We start from the raw sequence: 21759 nt of genomic DNA on the forward strand, positions 1-21759 counted from the left end.
TAAGCTGCGCAACGGATGAGCACCTGTAAAGGCATTGCGCTGCACGCAGTTCAGTCGCTTTTGCAGATGCCCATTCATGGAAGGTGAATGTGACCCGAGTGTCTCGTCCAGCTTCACCCACCTGTCCCCCTGTTTCCTCTGCCCGAGAATCAGGAGCAGGGTGACGGATCGCCCCGAAAGGGGTTTTGCACGCGACGCTTCCATCAATAACAAGCCCAAGCGGAGTACCACAGATGGCGTTCTTCACCGCAGCCAGCAAAGCCGACTTCCAGCACCAACTGCAAGCGGCACTGGCACAGCACATCAGTGAACAGGCACTGCCACAAGTGGCGTTGTTCGCTGAACAATTCTTCGGCATCATTTCCCTGGACGAGCTGACCCAACGTCGGTTGTCCGACCTCGCCGGCTGCACCCTTTCTGCGTGGCGCCTGCTTGAGCGCTTCGATCACGCGCAACCGCAAGTGCGCGTCTACAACCCTGATTACGAACGCCACGGCTGGCAGTCGACCCACACCGCGGTCGAAGTGCTGCACCACGACCTGCCATTCCTGGTGGACTCGGTGCGTACCGAGCTGAACCGTCGCGGCTACAGCATTCATACCCTGCAAACCACTGTGCTGAGCGTTCGTCGCGGCAGCAAAGGCGAGTTGCTGGAAATCCTGCCCAAAGGCACCCAGGGCGAAGGCATTCTTCAAGAATCGCTGATGTACCTGGAAATCGACCGTTGCGCCAACACGGCCGAGCTCAATGTCCTGAGCAAAGAGCTGGAACAGGTCCTCGGTGAAGTCCGCGTCGCGGTCGCCGATTTCGAGCCGATGAAAACCAAGGTCCAGGAAATCCTCACTGGCCTGGATAACAGTCAGTTTGCGGTCGACCCTGAAGAAAAAGCCGAAATCAAAAGCTTCCTGGAATGGCTGGTGGGTAACCACTTCACGTTCCTGGGCTACGAAGAGTTCGTGGTTCGCGATGAAGCCGACGGCGGCCACATCGTCTACGACCAGGATTCCTTCCTCGGCCTGACCAAATTGCTGCGCACCGGCCTGACCTACGATGACCTGCGCATCGAAGACTACGCCGTGAATTACCTGCGCGAACCGACCCTGTTGTCGTTCGCCAAGGCCGCGCACCCAAGCCGTGTACACCGTCCGGCTTACCCGGATTACGTGTCGATCCGTGAAATCGATGCTCACGGCAACGTCATCAAGGAATGCCGTTTCATGGGCCTGTACACCTCATCGGTGTATGGCGAGAGCGTGCGGGTTATTCCGTACATCCGCCGCAAGGTCGAAGAAATCGAACGCCGTTCCGGCTTCCAGGCCAAGGCTCACCTGGGCAAGGAACTGGCGCAGGTGGTCGAAGTGCTGCCGCGCGATGACCTGTTCCAGACCCCGGTCGACGAACTGTTCAGCACCGTGATGTCGATCGTGCAGATCCAGGAACGCAATAAGATCCGCGTGTTCCTGCGCAAAGACCCGTACGGCCGTTTCTGCTACTGCCTGGCTTACGTGCCACGCGACATCTACTCCACCGAAGTGCGCCAGAAAATCCAGCAAGTGCTGATGGATCGCCTGAAAGCCTCGGATTGCGAGTTCTGGACATTCTTCTCCGAGTCCGTGCTGGCCCGCGTGCAACTGATCCTGCGCGTCGACCCGAAAAACCGCCTCGACATCGACCCGGTTCTGCTGGAAAAAGAAGTGGTTCAGGCTTGCCGCAGCTGGCAGGACGACTACGCCAGTCTGGTAGTGGAAAGCTTCGGCGAAGCCCACGGCACCAATGTGCTGGCCGACTTTCCGAAAGGCTTCCCGGCCGGTTACCGTGAGCGTTTCGCCGCCCACTCGGCGGTGGTCGACATGCAACACCTGCTGAGCCTGAACGAAAAAAATCCATTGGTGATGAGTTTCTATCAGCCACTGGGTCAGGTGTCCGGCCAGCGCATGCTGCACTGCAAGCTGTACCACGCCGATACGCCGCTGGCGCTGTCCGACGTGTTGCCGATCCTGGAAAACCTGGGCCTGCGCGTGCTGGGTGAATTCCCGTATCGCCTGCGCCACACTAATGGCCGAGAGTTCTGGATTCACGACTTCGCGTTCACCGCTGCTGAAGGCCTGGAACTCGACATTCAGCAACTCAACGACACCTTGCAGGACGCGTTCGTCCACATCGTGCGTGGCGATGCCGAGAACGATGCGTTCAACCGCCTGGTGCTGACCGCCGGCCTGCCGTGGCGCGATGTGGCGCTGCTGCGTGCTTATGCGCGCTACATGAAGCAGATTCGTCTGGGCTTCGACCTGGGCTACATCGCCAGCACCCTGAACAACCACACCGACATCGCTCGCGAGTTGACCCGGTTGTTCAAAACCCGTTTCTATCTGGCACGCAAGCTGTCCGACGACGACCTGGAAGACAAGCAGCAACGTCTGGAACACGCGATTCTGAGCGCACTGGACGACGTCCAGGTGCTGAACGAAGACCGCATCCTGCGTCGCTACCTGGACCTGATCAAGGCCACCCTGCGCACCAACTTCTATCAGACTGACGCCAACGGCCATAACAAGTCGTACTTCAGCTTCAAGTTCAACCCGCACCAGATTCCAGAGCTGCCGAAGCCAGTACCGAAGTTCGAAATCTTCGTTTACTCGCCTCGCGTCGAAGGCGTGCACCTGCGCTTCGGCAACGTGGCGCGTGGCGGTCTGCGCTGGTCCGACCGTGAAGAAGACTACCGCACCGAAGTCCTGGGCCTGGTAAAAGCCCAACAAGTGAAGAACTCGGTCATCGTGCCAGTCGGCGCGAAGGGCGGCTTCCTGCCGCGTCGCCTGCCACTGGGCGGCAGCCGTGACGAGATCGCGGCCGAGGGCATCGCCTGCTACCGCATCTTCATTTCGGGCCTGTTGGACATCACCGACAACCTGAAAGACGGCGCGCTGGTTCCGCCGGCCAACGTCGTGCGTCATGACGACGATGACCCGTACCTGGTCGTTGCTGCGGATAAGGGCACTGCGACCTTCTCCGACATCGCCAACGGTATCGCCATCGATTACGGCTTCTGGCTGGGTGACGCGTTCGCTTCCGGCGGTTCCGCTGGTTACGACCACAAGAAAATGGGCATCACCGCCAAGGGCGCGTGGGTTGGCGTTCAACGTCACTTCCGCGAACGCGGCATCAATGTTCAGAAAGACAGCATTACCGTGGTCGGTGTCGGCGACATGGCCGGTGACGTATTCGGTAACGGTCTGTTGATGTCCGAGACGCTGCAACTGGTGGCTGCGTTCAACCACCTGCACATCTTCATCGACCCGAATCCGGAGCCGGCGAACAGCTTCGCTGAACGTCAGCGCCTGTTCGACCTGCCACGTTCGGCCTGGTCGGATTACGACACCAGCATCATGTCCGAAGGCGGCGGGATCTTCTCCCGTAGCGCGAAGAGCATTGCCATCTCCGAGCAGATGAAAGAGCGCTTCGACATTCAGGCCGACAAACTGACCCCGACCGAACTGCTCAATGCCTTGCTCAAGGCACCGGTAGACCTGTTGTGGAACGGCGGTATCGGTACGTACGTCAAAGCCAGCAGCGAAAGCCACGCCGATGTCGGCGACAAGGCCAACGATGCACTGCGCGTGAACGGCAACGAACTGCGCTGCAAAGTCGTAGGCGAGGGCGGTAACCTCGGTATGACCCAACTGGGTCGTGTCGAATTCGGTCTCAACGGCGGCGGTTCCAACACCGACTTCATCGACAACGCTGGTGGCGTGGACTGCTCCGACCACGAAGTAAACATCAAGATCCTGCTGAACGAAGTGGTTCACGCCGGTGACATGACCGACAAGCAACGTAACCAGTTGCTGGCGAGCATGACCGACGAAGTCGGCAATCTGGTGCTGGGCAACAACTACAAGCAGACTCAGGCCCTGTCCCTGGCAGCGCGTCGTGCCTTGCCGCGTATCGCTGAATACAAGCGCCTGATGAACGATCTGGAAGGCCGTGGCAAGCTGGATCGCGCTATCGAGTTCCTGCCGGCGGAAGAAGCGATCAACGAGCGCATTGCGACAGGCCACGGCCTGACCCGTGCAGAGCTCTCGGTGCTGATCTCCTACAGCAAGATCGACCTCAAGGAGCAGTTGCTTAACTCCCTGGTGCCGGATGACGACTACCTGACCCGTGACATGGAAACCGCTTTCCCGCCGACCCTGGTGAGCAAGTTCTCCGAAGCCATGCGCCGTCACCGTCTGAAGCGCGAAATCGTCAGCACCCAGATCGCCAACGACCTGGTCAACCACATGGGCATCACCTTCGTTCAACGACTCAAAGAGTCGACCGGCATGAGCCCGGCGAATGTTGCGGGTGCGTATGTAATAGTTCGGGATATCTTCCACCTCCCGCACTGGTTCCGGCAGATAGAGGCCCTGGATTACCAGGTTTCCGCTGACGTGCAACTGGAGCTGATGGACGAGCTGATGCGTCTGGGCCGCCGCGCCACGCGCTGGTTCCTGCGCAGCCGTCGCAACGAGCAGAATGCGGCTCGTGACGTCGCGCACTTCGGTCCACATCTGGCAGCGCTGGGCCTCAAGCTCGACGAACTGCTGGAAGGCCCGACTCGCGAAGGCTGGCAGACCCGCTATCAGGCCTACGTCGCGGCTGGCGTACCTGAGTTGCTGGCGCGCATGGTTGCAGGCACCACTCACCTGTACACCTTGCTGCCGATCATCGAAGCGTCGGACGTTACCGGTCAGAACGCAGCAGACGTCGCGAAGGCTTACTTCGCCGTTGGTAGCGCGCTGGACATCACCTGGTACCTGCAACAGATCAGCGCTCTGCCGGTTGAAAACAACTGGCAAGCCCTGGCCCGTGAAGCGTTCCGTGATGACGTCGACTGGCAGCAACGTGCGATCACCATCTCCGTCCTGCAACAGGGCGACGGCACTCAGGACGTGGAAACACGCCTGGCGCTGTGGATGGAAGAGCACGAAGGCATGATCGAACGCTGGCGCGCCATGCTGGTGGAACTCCGTGCCGCCAGCGGTACGGACTACGCCATGTACGCGGTGGCCAACCGCGAACTGCTGGACCTGGCGTTGAGCGGGCAAGCGGTGGTGACTGCCATTGCACCTGTCAGCGAAGAGCTGGAGCCGGCGGCCTGATCAGGCGCTGAATGAAAAAGCCCCGCATGGCGACATGCGGGGCTTTTTTTTGTCTGATGGTTATTGGGTGTCTGTTCAGGCCCCATCGCGGGCAAGTCGGATCGCCGCACCGCCGTTCCTACAGTGGGATGTGTTCCAACTGTAGGAACGGCGGTGCGGCGATCCGACTTGCCCGCGATGGGGCCATTAGCCTTAATACAACTTTCCGCTGGTTTTATTATCAATCATCGCTACTTTGTCTGCCGGCTTGGTCAATAAATTGCTGAGCGACTGGTCAAACTTCTGCAGCGCCCGAACTTGCACATTCTGTTGCTCGTTAATATCCGCCACTATCTTTGGGCTCGGTTCAAAGTCCGCCCAAAGAGGGCTCACCGTTTTGGCGTCATGCCCTTGTGCGGTGCCAATGTAATTCAAGTTGGCGTCATAGAAATCTGCACTGACGTGTGCCTCTAAATCCGAACTGCGCGAGGTCATCAATTGGCTGCGGCTGTCGACAATGGCGGTCACATCCGGTTTCGCAGCCTTGAGGCTTTGCATGTCCGGGTACACCGTGACCGAGCCGAACTGGCGCTGCAACGATGCTTTGACCCAATCCACGGCGAGGTCGGGGTTGGAGGTTGTCACGAAGGCGTCATGAATCGACTGAACCAACAGGCTCTGGCCGAAACCGGTGCCAGCGTTGGCTCGATAGTCCTGGAGGTAGGCGCGATTGGTTTGGGTGTTTTGACTGTAGACAATGCCCAGCGAGACGTTACTGCCATTCGGAATGAGCGTGGCATTGCTGCGGCCAACGGGCTCGGTAAAGATGCCCTCCAGAGAAGATACAGCGCTCGGCGCGGTGGGGATCGAGCAGCCTGTTAAAACAACGGTCATCGTCAGGGTACTGGCAAGCGCAAGTTTCATGGTGTTACTCCCGTGAAACATCTTGTGTCGGAAAGTTAGTGTGCCGGTGTTCTCCAGCGGTAAATCCAGACTAAACCTGTCTTTGCTGAATTAAATGGCAAAAATGCGCGCTTCTCGGGAGGTGAATAGTTTTATTGGGTTTAAACAGTGGCGGTTGATTGCGTAGAGAAATAAAGAGGCCCGAAATCGAAGTTCGAGCCGTTTTATTTATAGCTGTACGTACAGGTATCAGTTTTCCAATGGGATCAACACTTTTTCATCCGGAGACAACACCATAAACACCAGCAGTTTGGCAGGCTGGGTGGCACTGGCGTTTTTTGACACCAAGTGTTCCGATCCCGCCGGTTCATACCAGTATTGGCCGGCCTTGTAAGTGACGGGTTGTTCACCTTTGACCTGGGAAATAATCTCCCCGGATATCACGTAGGCCATGGCGGTGCCTTCGTGTTTGTGGGCAATGGACGATTGCCCGGGCTCGTAATCGACTTCGATCATCAACGCCTTTTTGCCGGGCACATTTTTCAGCATCTGATCCTGCAGCACCGTGACCTTTTCAGAAGGGCCTTCGTGAGCAATGGCAGCAGCCGAAATGGTCAGGGCGAGGGCAGCGAGCGGGGCAGCAAGGAAACGCAACGTTTTCATGGGTCATTACCTGCGGTGGTTATCGTCAGGAGCAACGATAGTCCGCAGGGTAGGGCAATCAAACAGCCAATATTCGGGAAGCTTGGGGGACCAATCCTACACCGCAATGTTGGGCGTTTTAGCGGATCGGGAAGCTGTTGAAATCCACAGCATTCGCCAATTGATTGTCGATCAGGCCGATAAAGCCCTGGACCTCAGGGCAATTGAAATGCTGCCGCATGGCCGCTTCCGATTGCCAGTGGGCGCTGACGGTCCAGCGGTTGGTGTCCTCGGGGCAACGGTCGACCATATAGGAGTCGCAGCCCGGTAGTTCGCGCAGGGTTTCGACAATCTTTTGCAGTTGCTTACCCAGTTCATCCGAGCGGCCGGGGGCAGCCTGCACCTGTACGGTATTAATCACTTCGTTGGACATTGCTCACGCTCCTGAATCAGGCCGGACGAATCCTGCTCATTGAGGGATAACGCTTAGGCAGGATAGGCCTGCTTCCCCGGACCGCCAATAGCCAAACGCCCGGTAAAGCCGCAGACCAATCCGTCAGGCCACCTGCTGCAGAATGTCGCGCATACGGTCCAGAGCGGTGTCGATGTCCAGGGTTTCAATGGCGCCAAAACCCAGCAACAGCCCGGCCTGCGGCGCTTGCTGGAAGTAAAAGGCTTCGATGGAATAGAGCCCGACCTCCACCTTTTTGGCCAACTCGATTACCAATGGGAGATCGATAGGCACTTTGCACATCACTACCAGGTGGAACCCGGCCGTGGTGGGCACCGGCTCGAACCATGGCGAAAGGTCGCCCGCCATGCGCGCCAGAATCCGTTCGCGACGCCCGGCATAGATCGTGTGGCAGCGGCGGATGTGCTTGAGCAGGCAGCCTTCGGCGATGAATTTGGCCAGCGCCCACTGTGGCAGTGTGGAGGTGTGCAGGTCGGTGAGTTGCTTGGCGCGGATCACCGCTTCGAGAATCGCCGGGGGCAAAATCGCATAGCCGAGGCGCAACTCCGGCAGCAAGGTTTTCGAGAAAGTCCCGACGTACGCGACGACCCCGCGCTCATCCATGCTTTGCAGCGAATCGGCAGGGCGGCCCTCGTAGCGAAATTCGCTGTCGTAATCGTCCTCGATGATGATTGCGCCCAGTTCATAAGCCCGTTCCAGCAGCGCTACCCGGCGTTCCTGGCTCATCGGCAGGCCGAGCGGGAACTGATGGGACGGTGTGACGTAAATCAGCCGCGTGCCGAGGGGGATTTGGTCTACCTGAATGCCTTCGGCATCCACCGGTACACCGATCACCGTGGCGCCGTGCGAACCAAACAACAGGTGTGCCGGCGGGTAGCCGGGGTCTTCCATGGCGACAATGCTGCCGGGGCGGGTCATCACTCGGGAAATCAGGTCCAGTGCCTGTTGCGCGCCATTGCACACCACCACGTCCTCGTCCTGGCAAATGACCCCGCGGGAAAACGCGATATGCCGGGCGATGGCATTGCGCAGCGCCGGCAGGCCTTCGGGCAGGCTGTAGAGGCCTTTTGAGCCCGCCATCTGGCGCAAGGCGTGGGACGTGCAGCGACGCCAGTCATCCTGCGGGAATTGGCCCCTGCTGACGGCGCCGCCAATGAAGTCATAGCGCAACGACCCTTCCAGTGTCGGATGACGCAGGAACACCGGCAGATTGCGCCAGGATTCGATGACCTCAAAACTCGCCAGCTCGGAATGGCTTTGTTTACGGGTGATTTTGGACGGCCGGGCATTCACGTAGGTGCCTTTGCCGATCACACCAATGAGGAAGTTTTCGTAGGTCAGTTGCGAGTACGTGTCGGAAATGGTCTTGCGCGAAATTCCCAGTTGTTCGGCCAGCAAGCGGCTGGGCGGCAGCTGTGTCCCGGCGGCCAGGCGCCCGGATTCGATGGCGCTGCGCAGTTGGTTGTACAACTGGCCTGCCAGGTCCTTGCGGCCGTTGATGACAACATGAAGTTCCATACCGGCGAGGCTCCTGCAACGGTTGAGGCGCATGTGCGTCGCGCCAGATTACCCGCATGAGTGGCTGTGCAGAAGTTGCGTGGGCCAAAAACCTCAGATTGGTCTGTTGCCGAATGGTCCCGGGCTTTTTCGTTGAATTGGCACTGTAACGTACGTGCATCACCGCCTAACGTGGAGGTCACTATTCGATCCCTGAGGTCGCCCCATGAGTTCCCGCCTGGATTACTACAGCGCTTCGCCCAAAGCGATGAAAGCGATGATTGCCATGGAGGCCTTGACCAGCAACCTCAGTATCGAGCCCGCGCTGCTGCACCTGATCAAGATCCGCGCCTCGCAGCTCAATGGCTGCGCTTTCTGCACCGACATGCATTCGGTGGACGCACGGCGCCTCGGCGAGACCGATCGGCGCCTTTACTCGATCGTCGTGTGGCGCGACAGCGGCTTTTTCAACCCGCGCGAGCGCGCTGCGCTGGCCTGGACCGAAGCCGTGACGCTGCTTGCCGAAAGCCACGTGCCGGATGACGTGTTCGCACTGGCCCGGGAGCAATTCAGTGAAGCGGAGCTGGTCGATTTGACGATTGCCGTGACCACCATCAACAGCTGGAATCGACTGGCGGTGAGTTTTCGGCAAACCCCTGGCGGCTGAATCGATTATCCGCGCCCAGTGTCACGTCAGGTTCATAAACACTGCGCAGGATGAGGGTTTCAAGGACAGATCGACAAGGAGTCATTGATGTCATTCATGGAATCCACTTGCGCTGCCGGTATCGATCCGGTGCTGGCGCAGTCCTTCCGGGTGAGCGCCCGTTGCGGGAGCTTCATGCAGGCCGCTCGCAGCCTCAATCTCAAATCCACGCAGTTACGCAAACACTTGGCGCAGCTCGAGGCGCAATTGCAATGTTCGCTGTTCAATCATCAGGACAATGGCCTGGCCCTGAGTCGTGAAGGGTTGGCGCTTCAGGCGCAACTGATCGCGTTGGCCCATGAGCGCGATGCGCCGGTGATTGAGCAACCGCTGATTCGCCTGGCGGTGGCCGAGTCGATCCTGCACGACATTTTCGGTCGTGACCTGATCGCGTTGTTGCGCCGCAATGCCAGCGTGCGGCTGGACATCATTACTCTCGACAGTGAGCTGAGCCTGCAAGCGATCAGCGCCGATGTAGTGCTGTGGCTGGCCGGCACTGATTCGCCACTGCCGGGGCCGAGTTTTGCAGTGAGCGAACCGCAACGCCTGGCACGTCTGGAGTATCTGCCGCACATCGCCAAGCGCTATTCGCGAGTCGCGGCCCGGCCAGACAGCCTCGACGACCTGGCCGACTTCATGTTGGTGCAATGGCAGCATGATCGTCAGGTCGAGAGCTTTCGGACGTGGAATAGCGTGGTGGATCAGCGTTTGGCCGGCGTGGTGCAATTGCACTCCTATGCGCTAATGCTGGAGATGATCCGTTGCAGCGCCTGCATCGGGCTGTTACCGCGTTACATGAGCCAATTCGACCGAGGGCTGATTGCGTTGCCCGGACTGTTCGACCAGCCGATGCAACGTCAGGTGTGGATGGCAGTGAATGCCGAATCACAAGGGCAGGCCGGTGTGCAGATGATCGTTGAGCTAATCCATAACACCTTCAATGAACGCCGGGAGTGGTTCGAGAGCTGAACGCGGTCAAACTGTAGGAGCGAGCCTGCTCGCGATAGCGGACTGACATTCAAAATAGATGTCGACTGATACACCGCTATCGCGAGCAGGCTCACTCCTACAGGAGATAGCGTTGTAGAGTGAGCGACCATATGTGCATCAAGGATGAATCACCCATGCCCGCCACTGACCCCGTCATCACCCTCGAACGTTTCAACGAATCCCACATCGATGGCATCACGGCGCTCTACAACGACCCGGCGATTACCCGTCAGGTGCTGCAAATGCCGTTTCAGTCCACCGAAGTCTGGCGCAAACGCCTGGCAGCGGATAACGAACACGTGGTGCAACTGGTCGCCCTGCATCAGGGCACGGTCATCGGCAACATTGGCCTGGAGCAGTTCTCGCGGATCCGCCGCAGCCATGCCGGCAACCTTGGCATGGGCGTCGCGGTGGCGTGGCAGGGCAAAGGCGTGGGTTCGACATTGCTGGCGGCGGCGCTGGACATCGCCGACAACTGGATGAACCTGCAACGTGTGGAGCTCTCGGTGTACGCCGACAACGAAGCGGCCATCGGTCTCTACCGAAAATTCGGTTTCGAGACCGAAGGCCTGTTTCGCGATTACGCCGTGCGTGACGGCCGACTGGTCGATGCCTTGAGCATGGCGCGTCTGCGTCACACGCTTAACGCCGATTGACTCAGTCGCCCAGTGCGAACGCCACCGCCGCCTGCGCATGCAGTTCGGTGGTGTCGAGCAAGGGCAGGGCGCTGTGTTCGGGTTTGATCAGCAGGCCGATTTCCGTGCAGCCAAGGATGATCGCCTGGGCGCCTCGCTGGGCCAGCGACTCGATCACCTGCTGATAGACCTTGCGCGACGCCTCGCTGATTACCCCGACGCACAACTCGTCGTAGATGATCCGGTGCACCGCCTGGCGTTCCTCGGCTTCAGGCACCAACACGGTCAACCCCATCGTGCTCAGGCGATCCTTGAGAAAATCCTGTTCCATGGTGAACGCGGTTCCGAGCAAACCCACCTTCAACGCACCGGCATCCACGGCTGCCTGGCCGGTTGGGTCGGCGATGTGCAGGAACGGAATAGTGATCGCAGCCTGAATCTGCCCGGCCACCTTGTGCATGGTGTTGGTACACAGCACCACACACTCGGCGCCGCCAGCTTCCAGTCGTCGCGCCGCATTCACCAGAATCGCCGCCGCATCGTCCCAACGCCCGGCATGCTGGGCTTGTTCGACAGGCCCGAAGTCGACACTGAACATGAGCAACTGCGCCGAACGCAACGGCCCGAGCCGGTCACGAACCTGCTGGTTGATGAGGCGATAGTACTCGGCGCTGGACTCCCAGCTCATGCCGCCGATAAGGCCGATGGTGCGCATGGAACACTCCCTTTGTTATCGCCTGTATTGACGTTGCAGGCGGGCAGGAGAGTTTCGAATTCTTTCGCCAAGCGTGCCAGTGATAAATGCACTGGATCGTTCATTGCGTCACTGCCTGATCCGCTGCGACATAATGAAAGGTGGCTGTCCCCGTGGGGCTATTCGCGGGGGTCAGGCGGATAATGGGGACCACAATTTTGGGGTTGGTCGAGTTGTAGAAATCCCGTTGGTTGTATTGCGCGTCGGCGAGTGGTTGCGGGTCTGTACCGCCGTAAACGTAAAAGAACGCCATGATCGGAAGCGTATTGGGGCGCCCGGATGTCCAGGTTTTGATGATGACTTCGTTATGCCCGTTGAACCCCTGAGTACCCAATAGGGTTTTTGCCCGAAGGGATTGATAAAATGCCGGGCCTGCCAAGGCATTGCGATCATCGGTAATGTCGAAACCGCATTGCCGCAGATTCGGATTGCCGCCCGGTATATTCCAGACGGCCAGCCATTGTTCGGCAGTGGTCACGCCCGCGTTCTGGCAAAGTTGACTCTGAGCAGGATAGTCGCGATGGGGAACGCAGACGGATGTTTCACTTCGGTGCCACGTCCATCCATCCATGGGGTAAGAACACAGATAGTCCAGATCTGTTTTGTCAGTCGGTGCCTCGAATATGGGGTACAGGATATAACCGTTGCCATAGCCCCATGCCAATCGACCAAAATTCGCATCGGCCCGTAGATAAGAAAAGGAAACACCGCCGCTTTTAATGGATGTAGGGCTTGGGTCCCAGACTTTATAGGTATTGGCGGGGTCTTTTACCGTCACTCTCAATGTGACGCCGGCACACAGGAAAGCAGGTTGAGAGTTGGAGTTGTTGCAGTTTGCTACTGTTCTGCCATAAAGCGTCGTTAGTTGATTCGCAATAGCGGGCCCATTTTGAGTATTTCCCCCGCTGAGCCCACCGACTACATCGGTTTGGGGGTGATCGATTTGGCTGCAACCCGCGACCAATGCGAATAGAAAAAATCCAATTAATTTTCGCATGACAAAACTCCCTGTCGATTGGCGGGTAGTGACCTTGGTTGAGTGATCTGTTTTGGGGTTCGGTGAACCTGACTAAATCTGCCGTAATAGCCACTCGGCTATAAAGCGACTCTTAAACACCATGAAAAAATTATGGGGTCATTGGTGTCTGTTTTTCTCAGGGTGTAATTGAATATCACGTCAAACCCACGATTCTCCGTTAGCCATGCCTGTAAGACCGGAAGATTGGTATAAGAGGGTTGTGTAATAGTGACTTCTTCACCATATCGAGTCACTCGTCCGAACAGCGCGAGGCGCACTTTATAACTCCCCTCCAACGCCGGGTAATAAGTCCTGAGATTAAGTTTATCCGTGGACAGAGTGGGTTCTGGAAGATGGTGTTTCTGCCCGGTGATTTGAATGCCCAGCGTTTTGGATGGCAGGTCCTCAGTGGTGCCCGGTAACCGGACGGTGTAACTGATCTGCGCACGGGTGCTGATGCAATCAACAACTTCCAGCCTGGGGACTCGAAAGATCAGCGTCTGACCCACATAGGAGACCGTTTGAATCTCACTGCCATAGGTCGAGTTGCGGCCGAGCCAATAGACTTTGACGGTTTGTCCGCGAGCCGAACCTGGGAAATCGACTTCGACCGTTGCAAACGGGGCCTCATAGAAGTCTTTTTCAAAGTTTAATACGGTGCCGTTCTGTTCCTTGGCTTCCAGCACTCTGGGCGGTTTCAGATCCAGAACCGGTTGTCGGATGTGCACGTCTATGTGAGTGGTGGGTGACCAGATCGCCTGCGGTCCTGATGAATTTCCGATTTGATCCACGACTCGGAAGCGCATTGGAAATTGAGAATTATCAGTTTTGAACGCCTCTGCAAAAAGCTTCAACACGATTGTGCCGGCAGCGGCTTGTGCCGCTGTCACTGTATGAAGGACCGTGTGGCCATCACAATCGAGCGTGATTTTGTCGTGCGCTCGCATGTAAACGTAATTCAGTTTGACCTCTACCCCTTCGGCAACGCGATTGGCATCCAGACCTTTGGCGATGACATCCGCGGGAAGTGTCATGATCAGGTTGGGATTGTCCCCGGTCCCCGTCACTTCGCCACCGGAGCGAGGCGTGTTGAAGAGAACGACCAGGTCCTCCGAGGTTTCCGGGTCCTGACTGATCCGTTTGACCCTCAAACGGATCCGGTTGATACCGTCCTGCAAGCGGGCGACTGGTAGAAACAGTGAGAACCTTTTGTTTTCTTCACCCGACTTAATGGTTTTGTCGGCAACGGGTGTGGATTCGTTATTCAGCAGCAACTCTGCAGTATCGAACTCACTCATGTTGAGCCAAGGATCGACCACTGCTTCAGCGTCGGAAAGCCGTATGCCACCCTCGGGATTGCCCGCATGAATGACCGGCGTCGCCCACGGCAGTATGGTTACTTTTTCTATCTTTAAAATCTGGCTACTCATGAAGTGCGGTCCTTTGCTGACGGCAGTGGGCTTTCTCGTTACGTCGACTGCCTGATCATCAGACACCTGATAGGTGAGTGTCGGCTACTGTCACATCTGACAGGTCGAAGGGAATTGCCCCCTAAAAGGTAACCACTCGTCGTTTTCACTCGCCTTTCAATGGGCGCAGCCACCTGGCAGCTTTGTCGTACGTCGGCGGCCGTCATCTGCCATGATGAAAGTCCGCAGCACCGCTCCAACGAAAGGAACACCGCAATGGACGACGTACAACAACTGGGCGAGATGCTTCGCCACTACGCAGAAAGCGAAGCGCACAAGAAGCAAACGTTCGAGTCGCAATCGGCCGTGTGGGCAACGCGTATCAGTCAGCTGTTCGATCAGATCCAGCACTGGCTGGAACCGGTCCAGGCGCCGAATCTGCTGGAGGTGAGCCGCGAGGCGTATGTCGCTTCAGGGCCGAGCGTGCCGGTCGAAACGTCGACGTTCAAGACCGAGAAACTGTCCATTATGATTGCTGGCAAGCCAGTGGAGTTCGTGCCGGACGTGATGGGCGCGGGCGGTCAGATTTCATTGGCGGTGATGGGGCTGACGGCCGCGCGCTATGGCAGCGTTTCGCTGGTTTGCCTGCCGCCGTCGAGTAGCTGGCAGTGGCGCAAGACCAATGGCTTGAAAGACCCGGACACCTTCGCGTTCGATGCGAACTTTCTGGCGCAGCAGTTGCAAAGCCTGATCCCCCGCGATCGCGGCCAGGTTCTCCCGGATTGACCCAAAACCCTGTAGGAGCCGAGCTTGCTCGCGAAGCGGTGTGTCATTCAACATCAATGGTGACTGACACACCGCTTTCGTCGGAACGCCGCCCGGAGCAAGCTCGGCTCCTACATTATTGGATAGGTGGTGGGTCAGATGTCGAGGTTGCCCCAACCCGGTTTGACCTCTTCCGGCGCCACTGCTTTTACCGTTTTCCCGGTGGCCAGTTCGACCCGCCGCGCCACCTCGGGGTCATCCGCAAACGGAATCAAACTGGCATCCTCCAGACTCACCGTTGTCTGCCGCTTCAGGCAATATTCAACCCCCAGCCAAAATCCCGACACAGCCATCACATTCAATAGCATTTCAAACATTCCAGGCTCCTTGCCTCAGGCAATCTGCACTTCACGTTCAGCCATCGCCACGTCCGCAACCCTCACCGTGCGCCAGGTGTTGTAGGCCATCAACAACATGCCACTGAGGAAGAACACCCCGCCGGCAAAGCGCACCACATACCCCGGATGGCTGGCCTGCAAGGCTTCAACGAACGAATACGTCAGCGTGCCGTCATCGTTGATTGCGCGCCACATCAGGCCCTGAGTGATGCCGTTGACCCACATCGAGGCGATGTACAACACCGTGCCAATGGTCGCCAGCCAGAAATGTGCGTTGATCAGGCCGATGCTGTGCATCTGCTCGCGGCCAAAGACTTTTGGCACCATGTGGTAGACCGCTCCGAACGTGATCATCGCCACCCAGCCCAACGCGCCGGCGTGCACATGGCCGATAGTCCAGTCGGTGTAGTGGGAGAGGGCGTTGACCGTCTTGATCGCCATCATCGGCCCTTCGAACGTCGACATCCCATAGAAGGCCAGCGACAACACCAAAAACCTCAGGATCGGGTCGGTGCGCAACTTATGCCAGGCCCCCGAGAGCGTCATCATCCCGTTGATCATTCCGCCCCAGCTCGGCGCGAGCAGGATCAGCGACATCGCCATGCCCAGTGACTGTGCCCAGTCTGGCAACGCGGTGTAATGCAGGTGGTGCGGGCCGGCCCAGATGTACAGGGTAATCAACGCCCAAAAATGCACGATGGACAGGCGATAGGAATACACCGGTCGTCCGACCTGTTTCGGCACAAAGTAATACATCATTCCGAGGAATCCGGTGGTCAGGAAGAAACCGACCGCGTTGTGCCCGTACCACCACTGGACCATGGCGTCGGTTGCTCCGGAATACACCGGATAGGACTTGAACCAGCCCACCGGGATCGACAGGTGATTGACCACGTGCAGCATTGCGATCACGACGATGAACGCGCCGAAGAACCAGTTACCGACGTAAATGTGTTTGGTCTTGCGTTGCACCACGGTGGTGAAGAACACAATGGCGTACGCGACCCAGACCACCGTCATCCACACCGCGCCGGTGAATTCGATTTCGGCGTATTCCTTGGTGGTGGTGTATCCCAGCGGCAGGGTGATCAGCATGATCACAATTACCGATTGCCAGCCCCAAAAGGTAAACGCGGCCAGAGTGTCGGAGTACAGCCGCACCTGGCAGGTGCGCTGCACGGCGTAGTAACTGGCAGCGAACTGCGCGCTGCCGGCAAAGCCGAAAATCACCAGGCTGGTGTGCAACGGGCGCAAGCGGCCGAACGTGGTCCACGGCAAGTCGAGGTTCATTTCGGGCCATACCAGTTGCGAGGCGATCCACACCCCCATCGCCATCCCCACGACACCCCAGACAATGGTTGCCACGACGAATTGGCGGACGACCTTGTAGTTATAGGCCTGTCCGATTGTTGCTGTGCTCATGGTCAATGCTTCCACGGTTGCAAAGTCTTGCACTGTAGAAACCCCGTCGAAAACAAAACAGACTCAGGAAAACTTCATTTATGCGGATCAGATTTGAGGCAACCCTGCGGCCATCTGCCACATCCTGATACGGTTTTTTAGCGCGCAGGTGAATCTGTAACGCGCTGCGCCGCAGGTCCATAGTCCCCCTCACAAGCACCGCCAACCCCCTGTAGCAGCTATCGAGCACCGCGAGGCAGCGTTCGGCTGCGAAGCAGTCGTGAAATCAAGCGACACGGTGAGTCGGATGAACCGGGGAACACAGGGTTGACGACTGCTTCGCAGCCGAACGCTGCCTCGCGGTGCTCGACAGCTGCTACAGGGGCAGAGCGTGCGATCCATCCTGATGAGGTAGCCACATGTATCAGTACGATGACTATGACCGGGCCCTGGTCTTCGAGCGGGTTGCGCAGTTTCGCGATCAGGTCGAACGTTTCCTGGCAGGCGAGTTGAGCGACGAAGAGTTTCTGCCGTTGCGATTGCAGAACGGCCTGTACCTGCAAAAACACGCCTACATGCTGCGCGTGGCGATTCCCTATGGCACGTTGAGCGCCACGCAAATGCGCACGCTGGCCAGCATCGCGCGGGACTACGACCGTGGCTATGGTCACTTCACCACGCGGCAGAACATGCAGTTCAACTGGATCGAACTGGCTCAGGTGCCGGACATCCTCGAACGCCTGGCCGAGGTCGAGATGCACGCGATCCAGACCTCTGGTAACTGCGTGCGCAACATCACCACGGAAGCGTTCGCCGGTGTCGCGGCGGACGAACTGCTGGACCCGCGCCCGCTCGCCGAAATCCTGCGACAGTGGTCGACCATCAACCCGGAGTTCCTGTTCCTGCCACGCAAGTTCAAAATCGCCATCTGCTCGGCGAAACAGGACCGCGCAGCGATCATGATGCATGACATCGGTTTGTACCTTTATCGCGATGACCTTGGGCAGATGCTGTTGCGGGTGATCGTCGGTGGCGGCCTGGGGCGCACGCCGATCCTCGGTTTGCAGATTCGCGAGGGCTTGCCGTGGCAACATTTGCTGTCTTACGTCGAGGCGGTGCTGCGGGTCTACAACCGCCACGGTCGACGGGACAACAAGTACAAGGCGCGAATCAAGATTCTGGTCAGAGCTTTGGGTATCGAAGCCTTCGCCAAGGAAGTGGAGGAAGAATGGCAACACCTCAAGGACGGCCCGGCGCAGTTGACCGAAGTCGAATATGAGCGCGTTGCCAGTGCCTTTGTGCCGCCCGATTACCGTTCACTGTCCGACACCGACCTGGCGTTTGGCACACGCCTGACAGACAACCCGGCTTTCGCCCGTTGGGTTGCGCGGAACGTTCAGCCGCACAAGGTGGCGGGTTACACCAGTGTGGTGCTGTCGACCAAACCGGGCATTGCCTCGCCACCGGGCGATGTAACGGCCGATCAAATGATGGCCGTGGCCGAGTGGTCCGAGCAGTTTGGTTTTGGTGAGATTCGAATCGCCCATGAACAGAACATCGTGCTGCCGGACGTGCCCAAGGCCGATCTCTACGCGTTGTGGTGCCTGGCGTGTGAGCAAGGTCTGGGCTGCGCCAACGTTGGTTTACTCACCGACATCATCGCGTGCCCCGGTGGCGACTTTTGCGCACTGGCCAACGCCAAGTCGATCCCGATAGCCCACGCCATTCAAGCACGTTTCGAAGATCTGGATTACCTCCACGACCTGGGCGACATCAGCCTGAACATATCGGGCTGCATGAATGCCTGTGGTCATCACCACATTGGCAACATCGGCATTCTGGGTGTCGATAAAAACGGCAGCGAGTGGTACCAGATCACCCTCGGCGGCAGCCAGGGCAAGAACAGTGCACTGGGCAAGGTTATCGGTCCGTCTTTCAGCGCCGCCGAAGTGCCCGGCGTTATCGAGCAAATCGTTCAGACCTTCGTCAGCTACCGCGAGAGCGAAGAACTGTTCGTCGACACCTTGCAACGCATTGGTCTGGAACCGTTCAAGGAACAGGTGTATCCGCAGGTGCTGGAGGTGTCGGCATGAACAATGTGCTGGCGCTGGAGCAGGGGGTGGCGTGGATTGTTACCGATGATCCGTGGCGGCTGGTCAGGAACGAGGAAGATGAGTTGCCCGCCAGTTCTCTGATTGTGCCGCTGGCCCGCTGGCTGCAAAATCCTGCACGGCATGCGGTGTGGCTAGGCCCGGACGATGAGGTGGAAAGCCTCAAGCCGTGGTTGCCAACACTGTCGTTGATTGCCCTGGATTTCCCGAGTTTTCGTGATGGTCGCGCCTACAGTCAGGCGTACTTGCTGCGCACTCGACTGGGCTGGACGGGTGAACTGCGCGCGGTCGGTGATGTGCTGCGCGATCAACTCAGCCACATGCGCCAATGCGGTTTCGACAGCTTTGCGGTGCGCGAGGACAAATCTGCTGAAGATGCGTTGAAGGGGTTGGCAGGGATGAGCGTCTTGTATGGGCGTTCGGTGATCGAGCCGCGGCCGTTGTTCAGACGACGCTGAATACACGCGTCACATCACCGTTTAGGCGCTGCCCAATCCCCTGTAGGAGCCGAGCTTGCTCGCGATGGCGGCATCAATCGCCGGCAATTTCTTCCTTTCTTCCAGCCCTGCAGCAGCACCTGCGCTTTCGGTTCCTGCCCATTGCCCAGGTAGTACTGGATCAACGTCAGCCGCGCATTGCGGTTGACCGGCTGCACTTTGAGCAACTGCTCCAGCACTTCGCAGGCCTCTTCAACTTTGCCGCTGTCATGCAACGCCACCGCCAGCACGTAGCTGTACTGGCCGTTTTGCGGTTCCAGCTGCGCAGCTTTGCGTAATGCCGACATGGCCTGGTCCGATTTGCCCGCACGTACCAGCGACAAGCCCTGGGTGTACTGCAACAGCGCGGCGTCCGGGTGGTCTTTCAAACCTTGTGCCAGCAGCGCCTGTGCCTCCTGGCGTTGGCCATTGGCTTCCAGCCATTGCACCAGCGACACCAGCGCCGGGTAGAAATCCGGGTCGCGCTTGAGGGCCGTGCGCAGGTACTTTTCGACCTCGTCATTACGGCCACTGGCCTGATAGAACATGGCCAGGTTGAGGTTGGCTTCGGCCCGTTCCAGCAGGCTCATCTGTGCCGCTTCGTACTCGGCGATGGCCGCATTCCAGCTCGCCTGGGCGCTGCCCAAGCCCGTGCCGGCGACACTCAGCAGATCCCGGGCCGCGGCGATCCGCACAGCCATTACCGGGTCGGCCAGCAACGGCGTCAACAGCGGCACACGCTCGGGTGGCGGCAGGAGCGCGCTGATGGCCCTCACGGCACTTTCACGCACCTGTGGCGCCGGGTTGCCCAAGTCCTTGGTGGCCAGTTTCAACGCCTGCTCACTCGGGTACAGCGCCAACTCGGCCAGCAAGGTTGCCCGCTGAATCGCCGGCAAATTGCTGCGTTGCAGCTGCTCGTACAAGGCTTGTGCCGCACCGGGTTGGCCGTTTCGAACCAGCCACAGGCTTTCGTCATAACGCGCGGCCTGTGCGGTGGGCTCGCTGTTCCACAGTTTGAACTGCTCGGTGACCTTGTCGCCGTCCTTGCCCTGGTGGCAGGTGAGACAGGCGTCCGGTGTGCCGAGTTTTTTCGCCCGCTCCGGGTTGGGAATACTGAAACTGTGGTCATGCCGGAAGTCGTTGCCCATGTAGAACTTGCCGGGCATATGGCAATCCACGCACTGCGAACCCGGTTGGCCCATGGTGTGGCGAGTGTGTTCGATGGCGTCGTAGTTTTTCGCTTGCAGGCCTTTGCCATTGACGCCTTCCACCGAAGTTTTGCCCGCCGTGTTGTGGCATTGCAGGCAAACGCCGTTGCCCGGCGCCTTGAGCTCGTTGCTGTGCGGGTTATGGCAGTTGCTGCAGCGCACACCTTTGTCGAACATTTTGCTTTGGGCGAAGGAGCCGTGTTCAAACACTTCGTCCTTGATCTTGCCGTCCAGCGCATACAACTCGCGGGTCAGGGCGCTTGGCAAGTAGTCATCCATCAGGCGTTTGCCGGGGGTGTAGCCATCGCTCAGCGGTGCACGGCGCGAATGGCAGCGGGCACAGGTCTCGAGTTCGACAGTCGCGTTCTTGTCCTTGAGGTCGATGGCAAAACCGGCATGAATCAAATCACCTTTTTTCGCCGTCCATTCCAGGTGATTGGAAGCCGGGCCGTGGCACGCCTGGCAGCCGACACCGAGGCTGTTCCATTGGCTGTCAAAGGTGTTTTTGGCAGCATCGTAATTGCGTTTGTAGCCCGTGGTATGGCACTCGACGCACATGAAGTTGGCGTTCTGGCTTGGCTTGCTCCAGTGCAACGGGTTCTTGAAGTTCACGCCCTGGCCCGCGTAGAGGTGGAACCAGCGGTGTTTTTCGGTATCCCAGGCCACGCCCAAAGGTTGCAAGCGACCTTCGCCGACCTCGATCAGGTATTGCTGCAACGGCGCGATGCCGAAGGTATAAGCCACCTTGAAGTCGGCGTTCTTGCCGTCGATGCCCGGTGTGTTGACCCAGAAAGCGTCGCCCTTGCGCGAGAAAAYGGTGGTTTCGTTTTCGGCTTTGAAGGTGACGTTATTGAAGTCACCGAGCATCGTCTCGGCATTGGCTTCTTGCATCGCCAATTGGTGATGGGAACCTTGCCAGTCCTTGACCTGCTCGCTGTGGCAGCCCTGGCATTGTTGCTCATCGACCATCTTCGCCGGCGCCATCGTGACCGGTTGAGGTTTGGCCGGTTGCGCGGCAGGGGCGTTGACGGGCACGGGTTTCAGCGGTGCCGGTGTACTGCTGAACAGAAACCAGCCGATAGCAATGACCGCCAACAGCAATGCACTGATGGTCACAGGAAAAAGGTAACGATTGATCAGGTTCGGTTGCGAATCACGGTTTGCTGAGTTGTTTTTATGCTTCGGCATTGCGACTTCCGTAGTCCAGGTGCGTTTGCCTTAAGGCGCGCGATCAATCTGAGTGCAGCTTTGACGGATGCC

General features: G+C 58.4%; 17 protein-coding genes. 7 read left to right on the plus strand and 10 right to left on the minus strand.

The genetic code is table 11. The features are described 5' to 3' along the window. The first annotated feature begins 233 nt into the window (after positions 1 to 233). On the plus strand, positions 234 to 5135 hold the full coding sequence (locus tag AC1DWM_RS00930) for an NAD-glutamate dehydrogenase (protein ID WP_223520754.1): 4902 nt from the start codon (positions 234 to 236) through the stop codon (positions 5133 to 5135). 192 nt (positions 5136 to 5327) lie between these two features. Here AC1DWM_RS00930 and AC1DWM_RS00935 read toward each other — a convergent pair whose 3' ends face one another. From AC1DWM_RS00935 to pdxR, 4 genes are all read right to left on the minus strand, one after another. Beyond that, complete coding sequence (locus AC1DWM_RS00935) at positions 5328 to 6038, minus strand: ATPase (RefSeq protein ID WP_477794440.1); 711 nt, start codon at positions 6036 to 6038, stop codon at positions 5328 to 5330. Positions 6039 to 6266: 228 nt separating this feature from the next. Further along, positions 6267 to 6680 carry a cupin domain-containing protein gene (locus AC1DWM_RS00940; protein WP_223520751.1) on the minus strand — a complete coding sequence of 138 codons (414 nt, stop codon included), beginning with the start codon at positions 6678 to 6680 and terminating at the stop codon, positions 6267 to 6269. Between the two features lie 118 nt (positions 6681 to 6798). After that, on the minus strand, positions 6799 to 7092 hold the full coding sequence (locus AC1DWM_RS00945) for an antibiotic biosynthesis monooxygenase family protein (protein WP_223520749.1): 294 nt from the start codon (positions 7090 to 7092) through the stop codon (positions 6799 to 6801). A 123-nt stretch (positions 7093 to 7215) separates the two neighbouring features. Next, positions 7216 to 8649: a MocR-like pyridoxine biosynthesis transcription factor PdxR gene (gene pdxR / locus AC1DWM_RS00950; protein WP_477794441.1), complete on the minus strand. Its 1434-nt coding sequence runs from the start codon at positions 8647 to 8649 to the stop codon at positions 7216 to 7218. A gap of 205 nt (positions 8650 to 8854) precedes the next feature. On the opposite strand from pdxR, the gene AC1DWM_RS00955 reads away from it, so the two are divergent. From AC1DWM_RS00955 to AC1DWM_RS00965, 3 genes are all read left to right on the plus strand, one after another. Further along, positions 8855 to 9295 carry a carboxymuconolactone decarboxylase family protein gene (locus tag AC1DWM_RS00955; protein ID WP_223520745.1) on the plus strand — a complete coding sequence of 147 codons (441 nt, stop codon included), beginning with the start codon at positions 8855 to 8857 and terminating at the stop codon, positions 9293 to 9295. Between the two features lie 87 nt (positions 9296 to 9382). Next, positions 9383 to 10303, plus strand: coding sequence for a LysR substrate-binding domain-containing protein (locus tag AC1DWM_RS00960; RefSeq protein ID WP_477794442.1), 921 nt, complete (start codon positions 9383 to 9385; stop codon positions 10301 to 10303). Positions 10304 to 10458: 155 nt separating this feature from the next. Next, the gene (locus AC1DWM_RS00965; RefSeq protein WP_223520742.1) at positions 10459 to 10980 is read left to right on the plus strand and encodes a GNAT family N-acetyltransferase; all 522 of its coding nucleotides are present in this window, start codon (positions 10459 to 10461) and stop codon (positions 10978 to 10980) included. Position 10981: 1 nt separating this feature from the next. Here AC1DWM_RS00965 and AC1DWM_RS00970 read toward each other — a convergent pair whose 3' ends face one another. The 3 genes from AC1DWM_RS00970 to AC1DWM_RS00980 form a co-directional block, all read right to left on the minus strand. Continuing rightward, on the minus strand, positions 10982 to 11674 hold the full coding sequence (locus tag AC1DWM_RS00970) for an aspartate/glutamate racemase family protein (protein WP_223520740.1): 693 nt from the start codon (positions 11672 to 11674) through the stop codon (positions 10982 to 10984). 100 nt (positions 11675 to 11774) lie between these two features. Continuing rightward, a complete protein-coding gene (locus tag AC1DWM_RS00975) occupies positions 11775 to 12710 on the minus strand; it encodes a halovibrin HvnC (protein WP_477794443.1) in 936 nt (311 codons plus the stop codon). A gap of 98 nt (positions 12711 to 12808) precedes the next feature. Continuing rightward, positions 12809 to 14161 carry a hypothetical protein gene (locus AC1DWM_RS00980; protein WP_223520736.1) on the minus strand — a complete coding sequence of 451 codons (1353 nt, stop codon included), beginning with the start codon at positions 14159 to 14161 and terminating at the stop codon, positions 12809 to 12811. A 255-nt stretch (positions 14162 to 14416) separates the two neighbouring features. Between AC1DWM_RS00980 and AC1DWM_RS00985 the strand changes: the two genes are divergently transcribed. Beyond that, positions 14417 to 14926: a hypothetical protein gene (locus tag AC1DWM_RS00985; RefSeq protein ID WP_477794444.1), complete on the plus strand. Its 510-nt coding sequence runs from the start codon at positions 14417 to 14419 to the stop codon at positions 14924 to 14926. 134 nt (positions 14927 to 15060) lie between these two features. Here the strand turns inward: AC1DWM_RS00985 and AC1DWM_RS00990 are convergent, their stop codons facing one another. Continuing rightward, a complete protein-coding gene (locus tag AC1DWM_RS00990) occupies positions 15061 to 15282 on the minus strand; it encodes a cbb3-type cytochrome c oxidase subunit 3 (protein ID WP_223520732.1) in 222 nt (73 codons plus the stop codon). A gap of 15 nt (positions 15283 to 15297) precedes the next feature. Continuing rightward, the gene (gene ccoN / locus AC1DWM_RS00995) at positions 15298 to 16725 is read right to left on the minus strand and encodes a cytochrome-c oxidase, cbb3-type subunit I (RefSeq protein ID WP_223520729.1); all 1428 of its coding nucleotides are present in this window, start codon (positions 16723 to 16725) and stop codon (positions 15298 to 15300) included. Positions 16726 to 17123: 398 nt separating this feature from the next. Here ccoN and AC1DWM_RS01000 point away from each other — a divergent pair, with 398 nt between their 5' ends. Both AC1DWM_RS01000 and AC1DWM_RS01005 read left to right on the plus strand, forming a co-directional pair. Next, on the plus strand, positions 17124 to 18797 hold the full coding sequence (locus AC1DWM_RS01000) for a nitrite/sulfite reductase (protein WP_223520727.1): 1674 nt from the start codon (positions 17124 to 17126) through the stop codon (positions 18795 to 18797). Beyond that, the gene (locus AC1DWM_RS01005; RefSeq protein WP_477794445.1) at positions 18794 to 19273 is read left to right on the plus strand and encodes a DUF934 domain-containing protein; all 480 of its coding nucleotides are present in this window, start codon (positions 18794 to 18796) and stop codon (positions 19271 to 19273) included. The genes AC1DWM_RS01000 and AC1DWM_RS01005 overlap by 4 nt, the downstream gene beginning before the upstream one ends. A gap of 14 nt (positions 19274 to 19287) precedes the next feature. On the opposite strand, the gene AC1DWM_RS01010 is transcribed toward AC1DWM_RS01005, so the two are convergent. Beyond that, positions 19288 to 21687 carry a tetratricopeptide repeat protein gene (locus AC1DWM_RS01010; RefSeq protein WP_477794446.1) on the minus strand — a complete coding sequence of 800 codons (2400 nt, stop codon included), beginning with the start codon at positions 21685 to 21687 and terminating at the stop codon, positions 19288 to 19290. Positions 21688 to 21759 lie beyond the last annotated feature (72 nt).

The sequence above is a fragment of the Pseudomonas sp. P4_C8 genome (genome assembly GCF_056401975.1).